General features: G+C 63.5%; 15 protein-coding genes. 3 read left to right on the forward strand and 12 right to left on the reverse strand.

All coding sequences use genetic code 11. The annotated features are described in order from the left end of the window. Positions 1 to 507: 507 nt before the first annotated feature. The 3 genes from N4264_RS24515 to N4264_RS24525 all read left to right on the forward strand — a co-directional run bounded on the left by N4264_RS24515 (position 508) and on the right by N4264_RS24525 (position 4,294). Entirely contained in the window at positions 508 to 2,988 is a 2,481-nt protein-coding gene (locus N4264_RS24515; RefSeq protein WP_261694829.1) for a TonB-dependent receptor plug domain-containing protein, read from the forward strand. A gap of 315 nt (positions 2,989 to 3,303) precedes the next feature. Beyond that, a complete protein-coding gene (locus N4264_RS24520; RefSeq protein WP_261694830.1) occupies positions 3,304 to 3,720 on the forward strand; it encodes a hypothetical protein in 417 nt (138 codons plus the stop codon). Positions 3,721 to 3,907: 187 nt separating this feature from the next. Beyond that, complete coding sequence (locus N4264_RS24525) at positions 3,908 to 4,294, forward strand: hypothetical protein (protein WP_261694831.1); 387 nt, start codon at positions 3,908 to 3,910, stop codon at positions 4,292 to 4,294. A 76-nt stretch (positions 4,295 to 4,370) separates the two neighbouring features. Here the strand turns inward: N4264_RS24525 and N4264_RS24530 are convergent, their stop codons facing one another. The 12 genes from N4264_RS24530 to N4264_RS24585 all read right to left on the reverse strand — a co-directional run bounded on the left by N4264_RS24530 (position 4,371) and on the right by N4264_RS24585 (position 17,047). Beyond that, positions 4,371 to 4,595, reverse strand: coding sequence for a formate dehydrogenase subunit delta (locus tag N4264_RS24530; protein WP_261694832.1), 225 nt, complete (start codon positions 4,593 to 4,595; stop codon positions 4,371 to 4,373). Beyond that, a complete protein-coding gene (gene fdhD / locus N4264_RS24535) occupies positions 4,592 to 5,434 on the reverse strand; it encodes a formate dehydrogenase accessory sulfurtransferase FdhD (protein WP_261694833.1) in 843 nt (280 codons plus the stop codon). Before fdhD ends, N4264_RS24530 begins: the two co-directional genes overlap by 4 nt. Next, positions 5,412 to 8,279, reverse strand: a complete 2,868-nt coding sequence (gene fdhF / locus N4264_RS24540) for a formate dehydrogenase subunit alpha (protein WP_261694834.1) — start codon at positions 8,277 to 8,279, stop codon at positions 5,412 to 5,414. The genes fdhD and fdhF overlap by 23 nt, the downstream gene beginning before the upstream one ends. Before the next feature lie 137 nt (positions 8,280 to 8,416). Further along, entirely contained in the window at positions 8,417 to 9,958 is a 1,542-nt protein-coding gene (locus N4264_RS24545; RefSeq protein ID WP_261694835.1) for a formate dehydrogenase beta subunit, read from the reverse strand. After that, the gene (locus N4264_RS24550; RefSeq protein ID WP_261694836.1) at positions 9,955 to 10,464 is read right to left on the reverse strand and encodes a formate dehydrogenase subunit gamma; all 510 of its coding nucleotides are present in this window, start codon (positions 10,462 to 10,464) and stop codon (positions 9,955 to 9,957) included. The genes N4264_RS24545 and N4264_RS24550 overlap by 4 nt, the downstream gene beginning before the upstream one ends. Positions 10,465 to 10,566: 102 nt before the next feature. Beyond that, on the reverse strand, positions 10,567 to 11,643 hold the full coding sequence (locus N4264_RS24555; RefSeq protein ID WP_261694837.1) for an EAL domain-containing protein: 1,077 nt from the start codon (positions 11,641 to 11,643) through the stop codon (positions 10,567 to 10,569). 165 nt (positions 11,644 to 11,808) lie between these two features. After that, positions 11,809 to 12,018 (reverse strand): hypothetical protein, encoded by a 210-nt coding sequence (locus N4264_RS24560; RefSeq protein WP_261694838.1) that lies wholly within the window; start codon positions 12,016 to 12,018, stop codon positions 11,809 to 11,811. Between the two features lie 306 nt (positions 12,019 to 12,324). Continuing rightward, on the reverse strand, positions 12,325 to 12,669 hold the full coding sequence (locus tag N4264_RS24565) for a hypothetical protein (RefSeq protein WP_261694839.1): 345 nt from the start codon (positions 12,667 to 12,669) through the stop codon (positions 12,325 to 12,327). Positions 12,670 to 13,156: 487 nt separating this feature from the next. After that, positions 13,157 to 13,958, reverse strand: a protein-coding gene (locus N4264_RS24570; protein ID WP_261694840.1) for an IS5 family transposase whose coding sequence is annotated in 2 segments (ribosomal slippage) — positions 13,157 to 13,631 and positions 13,630 to 13,958 — 804 coding nt in all. Because the reading frame shifts where the segments join, the coding sequence is not laid out codon by codon here. A gap of 63 nt (positions 13,959 to 14,021) precedes the next feature. Beyond that, a protein-coding gene (locus N4264_RS24575; protein WP_425508297.1) for an IS3 family transposase occupies positions 14,022 to 15,175 on the reverse strand; the annotation gives its coding sequence in 2 pieces (ribosomal slippage) (positions 14,022 to 14,920 and positions 14,920 to 15,175; 1,155 coding nt in all). Between the two features lie 377 nt (positions 15,176 to 15,552). Next, positions 15,553 to 15,789: a hypothetical protein gene (locus tag N4264_RS24580; protein ID WP_261694842.1), complete on the reverse strand. Its 237-nt coding sequence runs from the start codon at positions 15,787 to 15,789 to the stop codon at positions 15,553 to 15,555. 643 nt (positions 15,790 to 16,432) lie between these two features. Continuing rightward, positions 16,433 to 17,047, reverse strand: coding sequence for a hypothetical protein (locus N4264_RS24585; RefSeq protein ID WP_261694843.1), 615 nt, complete (start codon positions 17,045 to 17,047; stop codon positions 16,433 to 16,435). Positions 17,048 to 17,120 lie beyond the last annotated feature (73 nt).

Below are 17,120 nucleotides of genomic sequence, written 5' to 3' on the forward strand. Positions count from 1 at the left end.
CATTTTCTCTGAGGCGACTAATCCGCATATTCCCATACGCCACATACTGCACCGGATCGCGAGGCACGCAGCAGAGTGTCTTCCGCTTAACCGGCATCCGGCCCTCGGTGTCGATACATGCGGCGGCGTAATCCTGTCGGCCGCTGCCGCGCCCAGGCTGCCTTCGACGGCCGGGATAGCAGAAGTGGTTGGCGGAACACCGGGCCACCCGGTCGCCGAGCTCCTTCCGGCGAGCAGCCGGTCAAACAGCCGCCGGATTCCGTACGACCACGAGTAACCCGTGTCCTACCCGTCGATTCCAGCGTGGCTGCCCGTTATTGCGGCGTCCCGCAAGGGCATAAGGGGAATTGACCGGTCCGCTGTACAGCGCCGGTGCGGATCAGCCACACTTTCGCCAGCGCTGTGCGCTTCCCGCCGGGGACGGGATTGTTATCGAGGCCCCAGGCTGTCGCGGCAGATGCCGTACGGCAAGGAGCCGTTGTTTTACGGAAACGGAGTGCTTTAACAATGAATAGGTATTACCGCCGCGCGCAGCGGCGCGCTGCGTTGTATGTGTCCCTGATTGCTGCGCTGGCCAATCTGCCCGTCTTCGCGCAGGAAGACGCGGACAAGCTGGAAACCATCAACGTCGTGTCCACGGGTACCCGCGCCGGCAACCGCTCGGATACCGACACCGCCGCGCCGATCGACGTCATCAACATCGACGCCATCGAGGCCACCGGCGCCCTGGAAACCGGCAAGCTCCTGCAGAAGCTCGCCCCTTCGTTCAACTTCCCGACCAATTTCGTCAGCGACGGTACGGACCTGATCTGGCCGGCCACGCTGCGCGGGCTGGGCCCGGACCAGGTGCTGGTGCTGGTCAACGGCAAGCGCCGCCACCAGCAGGCGCTGGTCAACGTGCAGCAGAGCATCGGCCGCGGTTCGGCCGGCACCGATATCAACTCCATTCCCATCGCCGCGATCGAGCGCATCGAAGTGCTGCGTGACGGCGCCTCGGCCCAGTACGGTTCCGACGCGATTTCCGGCGTGATCAACATCATCCTGAAGGATCAGACCGACCACACCGACCTGGGCGTGGAGATCGGCGAAACCTACGCCGGCGACGGTGACCAGTACCGCGCCAGCCTCAACACCGGCTTCAAGATCGGCGATGAAGGCTTCATCAACCTCACCGCCGACTACCTCAAGCGCTTTGAAACCAACCGGGCCGGCCCGGACAGCCTGCGTGTCGACCCGCCGCGCGTCACCCAGCGCCTGGGCGAAGCCGACATGGAAGGCGCCCAGCTGTGGATGAACGCCGAGATCCTGCTCGCCGGCGGCGAACTGTACGCCTTCGGTGGCCTCTCGCGCCGCGAGGGCGATTCGTCGGGCTTCTTCCGTTCGGCCGGTGACGGCCGCACGATTCCGCAGCTCTACCCGAACGGCTTCCTGCCAACCCTCCTGACCACTACCGACGATGCGTCGCTGGCGGTTGGCTACCGCCACGCGATCAACGACCGCTGGCGCTGGGACCTGAGCATCAACCGCGGCTGGAACGAGTTCGAGTTCGCCTCGGAAAATTCCGCCAACGTCAGCTATTTCTACGAACCCAAGCCCGGCGGCGGCATCTTTGGCGAAACACCGACCTCGGCCAGGGACGGTACGCTGCGCTACAAGCAGACCACCGCGAACTTCGACGTGAGCGGCGATATCGACTGGGGCATCGGCGCCGAGCCGCTGTACCTGGCGTTCGGCACGGAATGGCGTCGTGATGGTTACCAGATCATCGCCGGCGACCCGGTGTCCTACCAGTACGGCCGCGCCAACGACCGCTCGGTGCAGATCCTGAACCAGGCCGGTGGCACCGCAGCCGCCGGTATCCAGGGCTTCCCGGGCTTCACGCCGGGCACCGAGGTGGACAAGAGCCGCCGCAGCTACGGCGTCTATGTCGATGCCGAGTCCTACATCACCGAGAAATTCCTGATCGGTGCGGCTGGCCGCTTCGAGGACTACAGCGACTTCGGCACCAACTCCACCGGCAAGCTGTCGTTGCGCTACAACTTCACCGACACCTTCTCGATCCGCGGCACGGCCTCGACCGGCTTCCGTGCGCCGAGCGTGCAGCAGCAGTACTTCAGCCAGGTGTCGACCAACCTGAACTCGGCCGGCGTCCTCACCGACACCATCACCGCGCGCCAGGGCAGTGGCCTCTACAACGCCTTCGGCCTCAAGCCGCTGCAGGAAGAAGAATCGAAGAACTACTCGGTGGGCTTCATCTTCAAGCCGACCAACGAGTTCAGCCTGACGCTCGACTTCTACAAGATCAGGATCGACGACCGCATCGTGTTCTCCGGCGCGATCGGCCCGGAAGCCAACAGCACCAGCTGCACCGACGCGACGGTGTGCCCGATTGCCGTGCTGCTGCGTCCGTTCAATGTCGGCCAGGCCACGTTCTTCACCAATGCGATCGACACCGACACCAAGGGCGTGGACATCGTCACCGAGTACAACACCGAGCTGGCCAACGGTGCGAAGGTCGGCGTGTCCACGGCGTTCAACTTCAACCAGACCGAAGTCCTGCGCGTCAACTCGCCCTCGTCGCTGTTCCCGGCTTCGGTCATCTTCGGCCAGGAACAGATCACCCTGATCGAGGAGGGCCAGCCGCGCCAGCGCGCCACCATCGGTGGCAACTACGGCATCGGCGCCTGGCGTGCAGACCTGGCGTTCAACTACTACGGTTCGGTCGCCGGCGAAGGCTTCACCCCGGGCCTGAAGCAGAAGTGGGGCGGCAAGTGGCTGACGGACCTGGCCTTCAGCTACAACTTCAACGACGACTTCAAGCTCACGGTCGGCGGCAACAATATCTTCGACGTGTACCCGGACAAGTGGGAAACCACCGGTCCGGACCAGAACCCGTTCCCCGCGCTGGGCTTCAAGTACGGCTGGGAAACGCTGCCGTTCGGCCTGAACGGCGGGTATTACTACGCGCGCATGAACTACCGCTTCTAAGTGCATAGCACGCTACCCGGCGCGAGCGATCGCGCCGGGTTTTTTGTGCCCGAGTTCGCGGCTCGTCGCGCGGAACCACTTCAGACCCGACGCCCGCGCACTGTGGCGACTGCTTCACAACTCGCCCGTCGAATGCTTAACACATCCCAAAATCGTTCAGCTTCCACCACGCCCATGGACCGAAACCTGGGATAGAGTGCGCGCGCCGTGCCCGACACGGCGGCCGCCGGCGGCTGCGTTCGCTTCGGCGCTGCCCGGACGTTGTACATCCATCGCTCTTTGGGGGGCGATGCCATAGAACATTAGGAGACGTCGATGACCCGTTTTGCTCGCCCTGCCCTGGCCATCCTGGCCGCTGCGATCCTCGCCGCCTGCCAGCAGCAGGCCGAACCCGCCAAGACCACCACCCCGCCGCCGGCTGCCCAGACTGCGCCGGCGCCGACCGCTCCGGCAGCCACCCCGGCTCCGGCGCCCGCCGCTCCGGCCGCCACGGCGGACAGCGTCGGTATCCCCGAGTGCGACAGCTACCTGACCAAGTACGAAGCCTGCGTGTCGGAAAAGGTGCCGGCTGAAGCGCGCGCCATGATGAAGCAGAGCATGGACGGAATGCGCGCCCAGTGGCGCGGCCTGGCTGCCGACGCCACCACCAAGGCGGGTCTGGCGCAGGCCTGCACCGCGGCCAAGGAAGCGGCCAAGGCCAGCATGTCCGCCTACGGCTGCACCGACTTCTGATCGGCCGCCTGCCCGCCCGGACCGCCATCCGGCGGCCGGGCCGGCAGGCGCGATGGCTTGCCTTCGCCTCTCCTTTCCGGTCGAATCCGCCACGTTTTGCCCGGTTGACCGGGCTCGACACGGAACCGATCCGCATCGACCCAGTCAGAAAGACCAGTCACCGCTCCGCGGATGCCAGGAGAGCTGCATGAATCGTTTGATCCCCCTTGCCCTTGCCGTTGCCGCCCTCGGCCTTGCTGCCTGCCAGCGCGATCCCGCGCCAGCGGACCAGGCCCAGGCTGACGCCGGCACGGACACCGCCGCGCTCAAGTCCGCCACCCGGCCGCCGTCCACCAAAGGCGCCACGACCACCATCGACGCCTGCGACGAGTATCTTTCCAAGTACGAAGCCTGTATCGCCAAGCTGCCGGACGAGACACGGCAGGGCATGCAGGAATCACTCGAACTCAATCGCGCCGCCTGGCGCACCGCCGCATCGACCGAAAGCGGCCGCCGCACCATGACCACCAAGTGCAAGAACGACTGGGAAGCCGCCAAGGTCGCGCTGGCTGCCTACGGCTGTTCTGATCTGTAGTCGCCGCACCGCATCGCCACTCTTTTCGTCACGATGCTGTCCGATGCACTGGGCCTTTGCTGGCCCGGTTCAGCCGCTAAGTCACCGATGCCTGCCGCAGGCGCTGCGCGGCTTCCAGCGCCAGCGTCTCCAGGCCGGCGCCGCCACCGTCGACATAAGCCAGGAGCTGGCGTCGCATGCCCGGCTCCCAGAAGCGGCGAAGGTGCGCGACGATCGCCGCCAGCGCCTCCTCGCGATCCGGCTCGACACCAAGATTGGCAGCGATATCGTTGAGCATGTCGACCAGGCGTTCGGGATTCATGGCGTGATGAGGCGTTCGGGAAAGGTATACACGGTACAGCCGCTGCCGCGCGCAAAGCCCACCAGCAGCAGGCCGCAGGTCTGGGCCAGCGCCACTGCCATGGCAGTGGGTGCCGACACCGCGGCCACGGCGGCAATCCCCGCGCGCGCCGCTTTCAGCACGATTTCATAACTGGCACGGCTGGTCACGACGGCAAATCCGTCCGTATCGAAAACAGTCTCACCCCAGCGCGCGCCGATGACCTTGTCCATGGCGTTGTGACGGCCGATATCCTCGCGAACAAGGTGGATCTCACCATCGCTGCGGCACCAGGCCGCCGCATGCACGGCACCCGTGGCCTGGTTCAAGCGCTGCTGCGCCGCCATTGCTACCATCGCCCGTGCGATGGCATCGGCCCGCACGCATACGACGGGGAGTTGACCCGCCGGCAGGCGCAGCACGTCCTCGGCCACGGGATTGCCGCACAGCCCGCAGCCGCTGCGGCCTTCGATCAGGCGGACGCGGTCGCGCAGGCGTTCCGCCTGCGGTTCGGCCAGCGTCATGGCCAGCTCGACGCGTTCCAGCTCGCGTCGCACGTGGATACCATGCAGCTGGCCTGGCTGGTCGACGAGCCCTTCAGTCAGCGCGAAGCCGCGGCCGAAGTCTTCCAGGTCGCCGGGGCTCGCCATCATGACCGCAACGGGATGTCCGTTGCAGTGGATGGCCACGGGCACTTCCTCCGCCAGCCATTCACGCCGCGGCTCGCGCCGTCCGTCGCGCCAGCGCGTGACCTCGCGCAATGCCATTCCGGTCGCGCTGGCAACTTCCGGCGCCACGCTAGCGCGGTCGTCGTGTGGCATCGTCGGGTGCCACGGCAGCATCGACAAAGGCGCGTTGCTGCGCATCAAAGGCCTGGTGACGCCGCTGCCAGTCCGAGGGCTGCTGCACGCGTACCACCTGGACGGCGGTGACCTTGTACTCCGGGCAATTGGTCGCCCAGTCGGAGTTCTCGGTCGTAATGACGTTGGCGCCCGATTCGGGAAAATGAAAGGTTGTATACACGACGCCCGGCGCGACGCGATCAGTCACGCACGCGCGCAGCACCGTATCGCCGGCACGACTGGAAATGCCACACCAGTCGCCCTCGGCAATGCCGCGATCGCAGGCGTCCTGCGGATGAATCTCCAGGCGATCCTGGTCGTGCCACACGACGTTGTCCGTGCGGCGCGTCTGCGCACCGACGTTGTACTGGCTCAGGATACGCCCCGTCGTCAGCAGCAGCGGGAACCGCGCATTCACCCGCTCGCGCGTCGGTACGTAACCGGTGAGCATGAACTTGCCCTTGCCGCGTACGAACTGGTCGACGTGCATGGTCGGTGTACCCTGCGGATGGGCCTCGTTGCACGGCCACTGCACGCTGCCGAGCCCATCGAGCAGCGCATAGCTCACACCGGCGAAGGTCGGCGTGAGCGCGGCAATCTCGTCCATGATCTGCGCCGGATGCGCGTACGCCATGGGATAGCCCATGGCCCGCGCGAGCAGTTGCGTCGCTTCCCAGTCGGCATAGCCGGCACGCGGACTCATCACGCGGCGCACGCGCGAAATACGGCGCTCTGCATTCGTGAACGTGCCATCCTTTTCCAGGAAGGACGATCCCGGCAGGAATACGTGCGCGTACTTGGCAGTCTCGTTGAGGAAGAGATCCTGCACGATCACGCATTCCATCGCCCGCAGCGCGTCCGTCACGTGCTGGGTGTTCGGATCCGACTGCGCCAGATCCTCGCCCTGGATATAGATGCCCTTGTACTCGCCCGCGAGCGCCGCCTCGAACATGTTCGGAATGCGCAGTCCGGGTTCATCGTGCAGGCTCACCTGCCAGGCGCTCTCGAAACTGGCGCGGACCGCCGCATCCGACACGTGACGGTAGCCGGGCAGTTCGTGCGGGAACGACCCCATGTCGCACGAGCCCTGTACGTTGTTCTGGCCGCGCAACGGATTCACACCGACGCCGACGCGTCCGAGATTGCCCGTGGCCATCGCCAGGTTGGCAATGGCCATGACGGCGGTCGAGCCCTGCGCATGCTCGGTGACGCCCAGGCCATAGTAGATCGCCGCGTTACGCGCGTTCGCATACAGGCGCGCCGCCGCGCGCACCGCGTCCGCCGGCACACCCGTCTCTGCTGCGAGTGATTCCGGTGACTGCGCCGGATCGGCGATGAAGTGCCGCCACTTGGCATAGGCTTCCGCCTCGCAGCGTTCCGCAACGAACGCCTCGTCGACGAGGCCCTCGCTGACGATGACATGCGCCAGGCTGTTGAGCAGCGCGACATTGGTGCCCGGCTTGAGCTTGAGGTGCTGCGCCGCCGCGATGTGCGGCGTGCGCACCAGGTCGATGCGGCGCGGGTCGACGACGATCAGCTGCGCGCCTTCGCGCAGGCGCTGTTTCAGCCGGGATCCGAAGACCGGATGCCCATCCGTCGGATTGGCGCCGATGACGAGGACGACATCCGCCTCCATCACCGAATCAAAATTCTGCGTACCGGCCGATTCGCCCAGCGTCTGCTTCAGGCCGTATCCCGTCGGGGAGTGACACACGCGTGCACAGGTATCGACATTGTTGTTGCCGAATGCGGCGCGCACCATCTTCTGCACCAGGTAGGTTTCCTCGTTGGTACAGCGCGACGAGGTGATGCCGCCGATGGCGAATCGCCCATAGGTGGATTGAATGCGCTTGAGTTCCGACGCCGCATAGGCAATGGCCTCGTCCCAGCTGACGGCGCGCCAGGGATCGTTGATCGACGCCCGGACCATCGGCTGGGTGATGCGGTCCGGATGCGTCGCATAGCCCAGCGCAAAGCGGCCCTTCACGCAGGCGTGGCCGCGGTTGGCGGCACCGTTGCTGTCGGGAACCATGCGCAGCAGCGTCTCGCCGTGCATCTCGGCCCGGAACGAGCAACCGACACCGCAGTACGCGCAGGTGGTGACCACACTGCGCTCCGGCCGCGGCGCGCCAATAAGGGATTTCTCCACCAGGGCCGTCGTCGGGCACGCCTGCACGCAGGCGCCGCAGGAAACGCATTCGGAACCGAGAAAGCCTTCGTCGATACCGGCGCTGACACGGGACGCAAATCCACGCTCTGCAATCGATAGCGCGAAAGTACCCTGGACTTCGTCACAGGCACGCACGCAGCGCGAGCAGACGATGCACTGCGACGGATCGAAGCGGAAATAGGGATTGCTGGCGTCGACCGGCGCGGCGGCGTGGCTGGCGCCGGAACTGCCGTAGCGGTTTTCCTCCAGGCCGACGGCCGCCGCCATGTCCTGCATTTCGCAGCGCCCATTCGACGGGCACGTGGGGCAATCCAGGGGATGGTCCGAGACGTAGAGTTCCATCACGTTGCGGCGCAACTGCGTCAGCCGCTCGCTTTGCGTGCGCACGCGCATACCCGCCGCGACGGGCGTCGTGCACGAGGCCGGATAGCCCTTGCGGCCTTCGATCTCCACCAGGCAGAGGCGGCAGGACCCAAACGCATCGAGCGAGTCGGTGGCGCAGAGCCGGGGGATGGCCGTGTCGGCCAGTGCCGCGGCACGCATGACCGAGGTTCCTTCCGGCACGCTGACGCTGACACCGTCGATATCCAGGGTGATGGTGCGGGTGGATCCGGTATCCGGGGTGCCCCGGTCGATTTCGCCGTACGCGCGCATAAACTAGGTTCCGCTACAGGCCGTGCGCGCCGGGGCGCCCAGCCGTGGATAGGGTGGCGCAGGGCCTATTCTGTGCCTTTCCCGGCGCCGTGGCGCGTGGGTCCGCGCCATCGCATCCGGACGTCGTTCCGTCCGCTTCATCGGGAAGTTTCCGTGCGGCGGAAATCATCCGGGAAATGGTCCAGGGCGCTGAGCACCGGATACGGCGTCATGCCCCCGAGCGCGCACAGCGAGCCATTGAGCAAGGTGTCGCACAGGTCACGCAGCAGGGTTTCCTGCGCGACATCGCCGGCGCGCAGCCGATCGATGACTTCCATGCCACGCACCGAGCCGATCCGGCACGGCGTGCACTTGCCGCAGGATTCCGCCGCGCAGAACTCCATCGCGAAGCGCGCCTGCTCGGCCATGTCGACGCTGTCGTCGAAGACGACAATGCCGCCATGACCCAGCAACCCGCCGTTCGCCGCGAGCGACTCGTAATCGAGCGCCGTGTCGAAGTGCTTCTCTGCCAGATACGCGCCCAATGGGCCGCCGATCTGCACCGCGCGAATCGGCCGGCCGCTCAGCGTGCCGCCGCCGATGTCATACAGCAGCTCGCGCAGAGACATGCCAAAGGGCACCTCGTACAGCCCGCCATGGCGGATATTTCCCGCCAGCTGCAGCAGCGCGGTGCCGCGCGAATTTCCGGTGCCCAGCTCGCGGTAGGCCGTCGCGCCATTGGCGAGGATCCAGGGCACTGTCGCCAGGGTCACGACGTTGTTGACGACCGTGGGCTTGCCGAACAGCCCCACATGCGCCGGCAGCGGCGGTTTGAAACGCACCTGCCCGCGCTTGCCTTCGAGGCTTTCCAGGAGCGCCGTTTCCTCGCCGCAGACATAGGCCCCGGCCGCCATGCGTACTTCGAGCTCGAAGCCGAAGTCCGTACCGCCGATGGACGGTCCCAGCCAGCCGGCTGCCCTCGCATGCGCCAGTGCGGACAGCAGCATCTGCTGCGCGTGCGGATATTCGATGCGCAGGTAGATGTATCCCCGGCTCGCACCGACCGCGTACGCCGCGATCGTCATACCTTCGATCAGGGAATAGGGATCGCCCTCCATCAGCAGGCGATCGGCGAATGTGCCCGAATCGCCTTCATCCGCATTGGCCACAATGTACTTTTGCGTGCCCGCGGCCTCGGCGCAGGTTTTCCACTTGATGCCGGTCGGAAAGGCCGCGCCTCCGCGGCCCCGCAGGCCCGATCCGGTCACCTCGGCAACGACATCGACCGGCGACATCGCCAGCGCGCGGCGCAATCCGGCGTAGCCGCCGGTGGCCACATAGGCCGCGAGGTTGTCGCCTTCGTCTTGCCCCAGACGCGCCGCTGTCACGCGTTGCTGCCGCCGAAGCGCGGGGATGGCGTCGACCGGACCGAGGGCGAGCGTGTGTGCCGCGCCCGACAGAAAGCCAGCGTCAAACAACGCGGGTACATCGGCGGTGGCGACAGGTCCGTAGGCCAATCGCCCCTGGGGCGTCTCCACTTCAACCAGCGGTTCCAGCCAGGCCAGGCCGCGCGATCCATTGCGGCGCAGGCGAATGGATTCACCGCGTCGCGCGGCCTCGCGCGCGATCGCGCTGGCGACCTCGTCGGCGCCCACCGATACCGCGCTGGCGTCGCGCGGCACGTAGACCGTGACGCTCATGGCCGCTCCCGGCTGGCCAGCAGCGCGTCAATCCGCTCGGGCGTCAACCGTCCCACGAGTTTCCCGTCGATGAATGCGGACGGGCCGCAGGCGCAGTTGCCCAGGCAATACACCGCCTCCAGCGTAACGGCACCGTCAGCGGACGTCTCTCCGAAATCAATGCCCCATCGCGACCGGATGTGAGTCTCCAGCGCCCGCGCACCGACCGACTGGCAGGCTTCCGCGCGGCACAGGGCCAACACCTGGCGACCGGGCGGCGTGGACCGGAAATGGTGGTAGAAGCTGACCACCCCGTGCACCTCGGCGCGGGACAGATTGAGCGCGTGCGCAATCCGAGGCAGGCAGGCCGGCGGTACATACCCCAGAGCCTCCTGCACCGCGTGCAGGATCGGCAGGAGCGGGCCTTCGCACGACTGGTGCGCGGCGATGGCCGCATCCACGGTGGCGCGCTGCGACTCGCCCAAGGGCGGCAGCGGCGCGTGCAGTGGCAGGGTTTCCGGGGACACGCGGCGCTCCAGGACGAACAGGACACGCAGGGTAATCCAAGCCTGTCGCGATGGGAACGCGCGCCGCGACGCGGAATTCCGCCATCCGCCGCGCGGCGCGGACTATCGGAGCAGGGCCACGGCCTCGGCAATCGGCAGCGGCTTGCCGATGAGATAGCCCTGGGCGTACTTGCAGCCCAGCGAATCGAGCGTAGCCAGCTGCTCGTCGGTCTCCACACCCTCGGCAACGATGTCGCAGCCCAGGGAATCGGCCATGCCGACGACCGCCCGCACGATAGCCAGGCAGCGCGGATCGTGCATCTGGCGGATGAATCCCTGGTCCATCTTGAGCGTGTCGAACTGCAATTTGTGCAGGTGACCCAGGTTGGAATAGCCGGTGCCGAAGTCGTCGAGCGCGACCTTCATACCCGCCCCGTGGCAGCGCTCGATGATGCGCGACACCTGGGCGTAGTCCAGAACCAGGCTTTCGGTAATCTCCACTTTCAGCTGCGCCGGAGACACCTCGTGGGCACGCAGCACGGTCAGGAACCGATCCAGCAGACCCGGGTCGTCGAGCTGGCGGCCCGACACATTGAGCGCGATAAACGGCTGTGGACTGCCCGGAGGCGTGGCGATACCGCGCAGGGCGCCGCACACTTCGTGGAGCACGTAATCGCCGACCGGTACGATGAGCGAGGTTTCCTCCGCCAACGCGATGAAATCCGCCGGTGAAACCGGACCGCGTTCGGGATGCGTCCAGCGTGTCAGCGCCTCGAAGCCCGCCACCCGCTTGGCGTGAATATCGAGGATGGGCTGCAGGCGCACCTCGAGCAACTTGCTCTCCAGCGCCTCACGCAGATGGCTTTCCAGGCGGATCTTGTCGAGCGCCAGCAGGGCATCCGGCGACTGCTGCGCCGCCGCCTGCGGCGAAGCGTGGTGTTCGCCCTGCCCCGACAACTGGGCCAGCGCCGACCGATAGCGCGAGATCTGGCTCAGCAACAGCGCCCGCACCACCGGATCCGCCGAATCCAGCCGCTCCGCAAACTGCTTGCGGTCAATCGGCATCAGGGTGCAGTCCGTCAGCGCCCGCGCCGTGGCCGTGCGCGGCGAATCATCCAGGACCGCCATCTCACCCAGCAGATCACCGTCCGCCAGCAGCCCCAGCCGCCTCACCTCCCCCGTGGCGCGTCGTAACTTCAATCTGCCCGTGCTCGAGCAGAAACGCCGACGTCGGCGGATCGCCCTGCTCGAACAGGACCGCACCAGCGGGCACATCCACGCGAAACGGAGTTGAAGCCATTGACCTTCGCTCCTCTGCCGAGGCCGATGGTAACAGGGCCGGTTGGGGCTGGCAGCAGGGGCCTGTCAGCGGCCCGAGGTGCAGGGAATCAGCCTCCCCCAAACGAGCCGGACCACCGCGAGCGGCAGGCACGCGATGACGCCCCCCAGGAGAAACGACACACCGGCACTGATGAAACTAGTGAAGGGCCCGAAAAGGACCAGCGACGAAACGCAGCCCACCGTGAACATCACCGCATCCAGCAGCACGAACACATATTCGCGGCCCGCCGACAATCTGAGCTTTCCCCCGCACTGTCGGCAAGAAAATCGTGAGGCGACGCCAACCCCCAGGCGCCGCCACATCGAGATAGCCGAGTTACCGCAAAGCGGGCATTGAACTGACCTACTTGGTTTCTGCATTGTAACGTCCTACATCTACACACCTACACATCTACAAATCCATGGCACCAGAGGGTGCCATGGACTTCACATCGTGGGATCGTTTGAGGGAAGTCCTGAAATGGCCCTGCCTTCGGGGCATACTTCCTTGCTTACCTCTACCGGCGCGCGTGCTAGCCCAGATCCTGGGGATCGAAACTATTACTTATTGATGGTGGCCAATGTCTCGTTCCTGGAAACATTCCACGCCTGATCAAGCTGCAGCCGAAGTTCTGGGTCCGACACAGTCTCGATGGAATTCATCAGGACCGGAAGGAAAACTTGCGCCTCCTCGCCCCGCATCAGAAAACGGAGATGCCCCGAAAGTCCGTGACAAATCGAAATAACAGCGCGCACCCTTGATACCGAACCAGGATCGACTTCTAAGGAATTACTGTACATCCTGCCGATAGTCGTCAGCGCATGCACGAGCTCGACCAGAAAGATGCCCCGAGCTTCCGCAGAAAGAGACACCAACCAATGCAGCTCTTCTTCTACGTTCATCATCCGTCCCCCTCGTCTACGGATCGATTCGTAAGGACGTCATCGGATAGCGAGGCGGGCTCATCGCGGCCGTCCACGGTTGTATTCCTACCGGCCTGCTGCAAAGTTGGCCTGCTATATATCGATGATTGCCGTCCACGATGACGTTCTCGTCAACCAGTATAGGCATCAAAGTATTTCCCAACTGAATTAGCGACACGTACGCCTGAATTGCGGCCCGTGAAACCGTTGGTTGCATAGCGGACATTGAAGTGACGCATCGGTCCTCATTGGCCTTTCCGTCTTCCGTTTGAGTGTCCGCTACCGACAAGCCCTGACACCCCGAGGGGTGCCATGGGCTTCATATCGCGAGAGCCATATCGCTTGAGAGCATCCTGAAATCGCCCCATTTCCGCGCCCAAAGCGCCTGGCTTTTCCCGCGCATGTCACTCATCGGTTGCACCGGAGGTGTGATCTTGCCCCGATTTCCCGGACACCTGCCTAAGAGTGCCTAACAAAACCGTTCAATCGCACGCCAGCAGATCAATGAGCAAGCGAGCAATCCGAAGGCCAGATAGATTTCAGGGCGGCGCTCATACCGGATGCGAAGGCGTTTGAATCGGTTGAGCCAAGCAAACGTTCTTTCGACGACCCAACGATGCTTGCCCAGTCGCTGGCTAGATTCGACGCCTCGCCGAGCGATACGCTGGACGATTCCACGGTGCCGTAACGCGTGTCGGCAATGTTCGTAGTCGTATCCCTTGTCAGCATGAACCTTGTCTGGCCATCGCCGAGGACGCCCTCGAAGACCACCAACCGCAGGTAACGCATTGACTACGGCTTCGAAGCACTTGCTGTCGTGCGTGTTCGCGCCGCTGATGTGGAACGAGAGCGGCGTGCCCCTGGCATCGACCGCAACGTGCCTTTTGCACCCCAACTTTCCTCGATCGGTAGGATTTGGACCGGTTTCCTCCCCGCCCGGGGGAAGGAACACTCGCTGCATCCACACTCACTCGCGACATGTCGATCTGATCGTAGCTACGCAACCGCCGCAACAGTTCCTTGTGCAATCGATCCCAAACACCGCTCTGCTGCCAGTCTCGCAGCCGTCGCCAGCAGGTCATGCCGGATCCATAGCCTAGCCGGAGCGGCAAATGCTCCCATGGAATCCCCGTCCTCAGGACAAACACGATGCCGTTGATGGCAGCACGATCCGGCACTCTTGGCCGACCACCTTTCGGGCGATCTGGCTCCGGCGGAAGTAGCCGCCGAATCACGTCCCATAGATCGTCCTTGATCTCAAGCTTACTCATCCGTCAGCACTCAACTCTTTGTGGCTGACGCATTGTAGACTACGCGGCGTTTTGTTAGGCACTCTAAGCGACTTTTGGCAGCTCAAACTCTTCTGGGATGACGTAGCCCAAGGTGGAGTGGAGCCGCAGTCGATTGTAGTAGACCTCGATGTAGTCGAACACGTGCGATCTGGCTTGTTCACGCGTGCTGAATCGTTCGCCGTGGATAGCTTCGACTTTCAAACTGTGATTCCAGCTCTCCATTGCAGCATTGTCGTAGCAGTTGCCTTTGGCGCTCATGCTGGCAACCAGATCGTTCTCCGCGAGCAGGGCGCGATGTTCGCGTGAGCAGTACTGGCTACCACGATCCGAGTGGACGATAACACCGCGCGGCCGCTGGCGACGAAATAGCGCCATTCTTAGCGCGTCACTTACCAGCGTTGCGGTCATCCGATCCGACATCGACCAACCGACGACACGCCGCGAGAATAGGTCCAGCACGACTGCCAGGTAGAGCCACCCTTCTGTAGTGTCGATGAACGTTATGTCCGATACCCAGGCCTGGTTTTGTCGTTCAACACGGAAGTTCTGTTGCAGGAGATTGGGTGCCACTGGCAGCGAGTGCGCCGAGTTGGTCGTCGCCTTGAATTTGCGTGCCGCCTTCGCGCGCAAACCCTGACGACGGAGGCTTTCCGCCACTTGATTGCGTCCTGCACTTAACCCGTCGCGTTTGATCGCGTGCGTCAGACGTGGCGCTCCAGCACGACCTTTCTGTGCTTGAAATGCATCCTTCACCGCGCCGTCCAATGCAGCGCGCTGTGTTGCTCGCCGCGACGGCTTGCGTTGCCGCCAATCGTAGTACCCACCCGGCGATACAGCGAGGACGCGACACATCAACCGAATCGCGTGCTCGCCCTCATGCGTATGGATCACGGCGTACTTCACTTGGGCTGCTTCGCGAAGTACGCCGTGGCTTTTTTTAGGAACGCAACCTCTTCTTCCAGTCGCGCCAGGTCCCGCTTCAGGCGGGCATTTTCGGCCTGAATCGTGCGCTGCTCTTCCGTCACTTGGCCTACCTGCTTGGCCTTGGCTCTCCACGCGTACAGCTGGCTCTCCGCCAAGCCCAGATCCTGGGCTGCAACAGCAACCCCGTCCTTGTCTGCACGAGCCAGCGCCTGCTGCTTGAACTCCGCGCTATAGCGGTTGCGGGACTGCTTCACTGCCACCTTCTTTGCCATCTGCGTCACCTCGGGTTGCGATATTGAATCGCTTATCGGGGTGTCCGGCAAACTGGGGTAGGATCAGTGTGATCTTCTGCGGTAAGGCGTTGCGGTGGAAGATGGTTTCGCCGGACGCTTACGAAGCCCCTTGTTACCCCGAGTCGATGGAATAAGGCGAGTTGGCGCACACACCAACTCGACACCGATACGCGCGGGATCCAGATCAAGTATACACATCCACAACTAAGGTGTAGCTGTGGCCTATTGCGTCAGCCCCAATACCGGCAGCGTCTAGGAAAAGTCAGCGTTGCGGCTGACTTGAGCGAAGCATAGACCCGACTTCGTATCCGGTTAACAGGCCCCACCCGCCGTGGGGAAGGCGAGATCAGCTTTCATCAATCCATACCAGCCCTCGCCACCAACTCCAAATCCGGGCATGGCTTATCGATATGGACCAAGCCCAACTCATTAAACTTTACCAAAATACCATATTTTAAATATGACCACTCATCCGACGTATACTCTTTCGAAAACTTTCCTTCGTCAATCACGGCGACAACGACACCGTGACTAGTTGTGGCAAGAAGAACCTCATCACCCAAATCTACTCTGTTCCCGTCCGGATAATTCATTGTCCGCCGCCTTCAAAGGTGTTGCGACATCTACTTTGTGTCGATAGTGGAGCTCCCGGTAACCTGGCGGCAATTTACAATCACCGCGCAAATGGCTTTACCTCAATAGAGCCGGGCGGAGGAGTTGCACTACCACGCCCTTGATGACGTCAAACTGGACTTTCCCCCAGATCCCGGACTCCTCGCGAACGCGATAACCGCCTCAACGGTCTGGCAGTGGCTGCGACTGACCGCACGAAGGAGCATTTCCAGTTCCCTCAGCACATTGGTGCGATCGCCCCCACTTCAGAAAGACGCGCCACTCATCCTCCCCAGCGATGCAATCGGCAAAGACGAAACAGTTCTGGCAGCGCCACGTTGGAGGCTGGCGATCAAGCGGCCTGACGCAGAAGCAGTACGGCCAGTAGCACGGCGTCAACGCGTTGACGTTGGCTGTCAACGGCAACCCAATAATCCCCACCTCCGGGCGGGGATTATTGGGTTGCCGCTGACACTGGCACAGTGGAGCCACCGGCTCAAGCGTAAACGCTCGACCGTGCCTGGTCGCGCGCTGGTGCCAGTCCGGGTTGCCGTTGACAACTGCAGCACGGCGCATCGTTCTAGAGAGCCGCACGACGTAGGGATCAAGTAGCCGCAAACGGTCTCAATCTGACTGCTTCATACGTCTCGCCACCGACTCGTCCACGAGTCCCTCCAACCGAATGCAGTGCTCTTGGTGCCACTTCCAGGCGCTGTCATTCCTGCAAACAACGTATCTGTAGATGTCTCTCTGTGTGTAAAGTCGATCAAATGCGTTGTCAAACATCTCAAGTGAATAGGTGTCGCTACAGAGCAGTCGGCGGAGCTCATCGTCTCCGAAAGTCGAAATGAGCCTGGCAAGATGCAGCGAGTTCTCTTCAGCATGCTGTGCAACCGCACTGACGACATATGCTGTTCCAACGTCACCGGCGTCGCTACGCTTGATGGCCTCCACGGACAAATCATCCGCCCAACGTTTGCCCAGTTCAAATATCGTCAAAGCCAATGCGACACGCCCCTCTACTTTCACTTTCTCCACTGCGCGACACCACGCATTGACAGTCGAGTGGACAGCACGCATCGCCTCTTCGCTTGAGGCTGGCGCCACGTGCCGCACGATTAGTACATCCTCTATTGCTTCGGCCCGAATCGACACCGTGATATGCCGAAACGCTTCCGGCACGCCGCGATATACAACAAAGAACTCGAACCCCGCTCGCTCAATGAAGGAGTTTTCCATACCTAGAAATATTTCGTGGGAAAACCGGGATCACGGGTCACTTCAATATCGGCCTCTGGATTGTACGGCCGAG

It is taken from the genome of Tahibacter amnicola (genome assembly GCF_025398735.1).
Classification (GTDB): Bacteria; Pseudomonadota; Gammaproteobacteria; order Xanthomonadales; family Rhodanobacteraceae; genus Tahibacter; species Tahibacter amnicola.

What these genes read in the sequence shown, in the direction of transcription:
- N4264_RS24515 (WP_261694829.1), top strand. Translation starts at nt 508, where the DNA reads ATGAATAGGTATTACCGCCGCGCGCAGCGGCGCGCTGCGTTGTATGTG.
- N4264_RS24585 (WP_261694843.1), bottom strand. Translation starts at nt 17,047, where the DNA reads ATGGAAAACTCCTTCATTGAGCGAGCGGGGTTCGAGTTCTTTGTTGTA.
- N4264_RS24525 (WP_261694831.1), top strand. Translation starts at nt 3,908, where the DNA reads ATGAATCGTTTGATCCCCCTTGCCCTTGCCGTTGCCGCCCTCGGCCTT.
- N4264_RS24580 (WP_261694842.1), bottom strand. Translation starts at nt 15,789, where the DNA reads ATGAATTATCCGGACGGGAACAGAGTAGATTTGGGTGATGAGGTTCTT.
- N4264_RS24565 (WP_261694839.1), bottom strand. Translation starts at nt 12,669, where the DNA reads ATGATGAACGTAGAAGAAGAGCTGCATTGGTTGGTGTCTCTTTCTGCG.
- fdhF (WP_261694834.1), bottom strand. Translation starts at nt 8,279, where the DNA reads ATGCGCGCGTACGGCGAAATCGACCGGGGCACCCCGGATACCGGATCC.
- N4264_RS24520 (WP_261694830.1), top strand. Translation starts at nt 3,304, where the DNA reads ATGACCCGTTTTGCTCGCCCTGCCCTGGCCATCCTGGCCGCTGCGATC.
- N4264_RS24545 (WP_261694835.1), bottom strand. Translation starts at nt 9,958, where the DNA reads ATGAGCGTCACGGTCTACGTGCCGCGCGACGCCAGCGCGGTATCGGTG.
- fdhD (WP_261694833.1), bottom strand. Translation starts at nt 5,434, where the DNA reads ATGCCACACGACGACCGCGCTAGCGTGGCGCCGGAAGTTGCCAGCGCG.
- N4264_RS24530 (WP_261694832.1), bottom strand. Translation starts at nt 4,595, where the DNA reads ATGAATCCCGAACGCCTGGTCGACATGCTCAACGATATCGCTGCCAAT.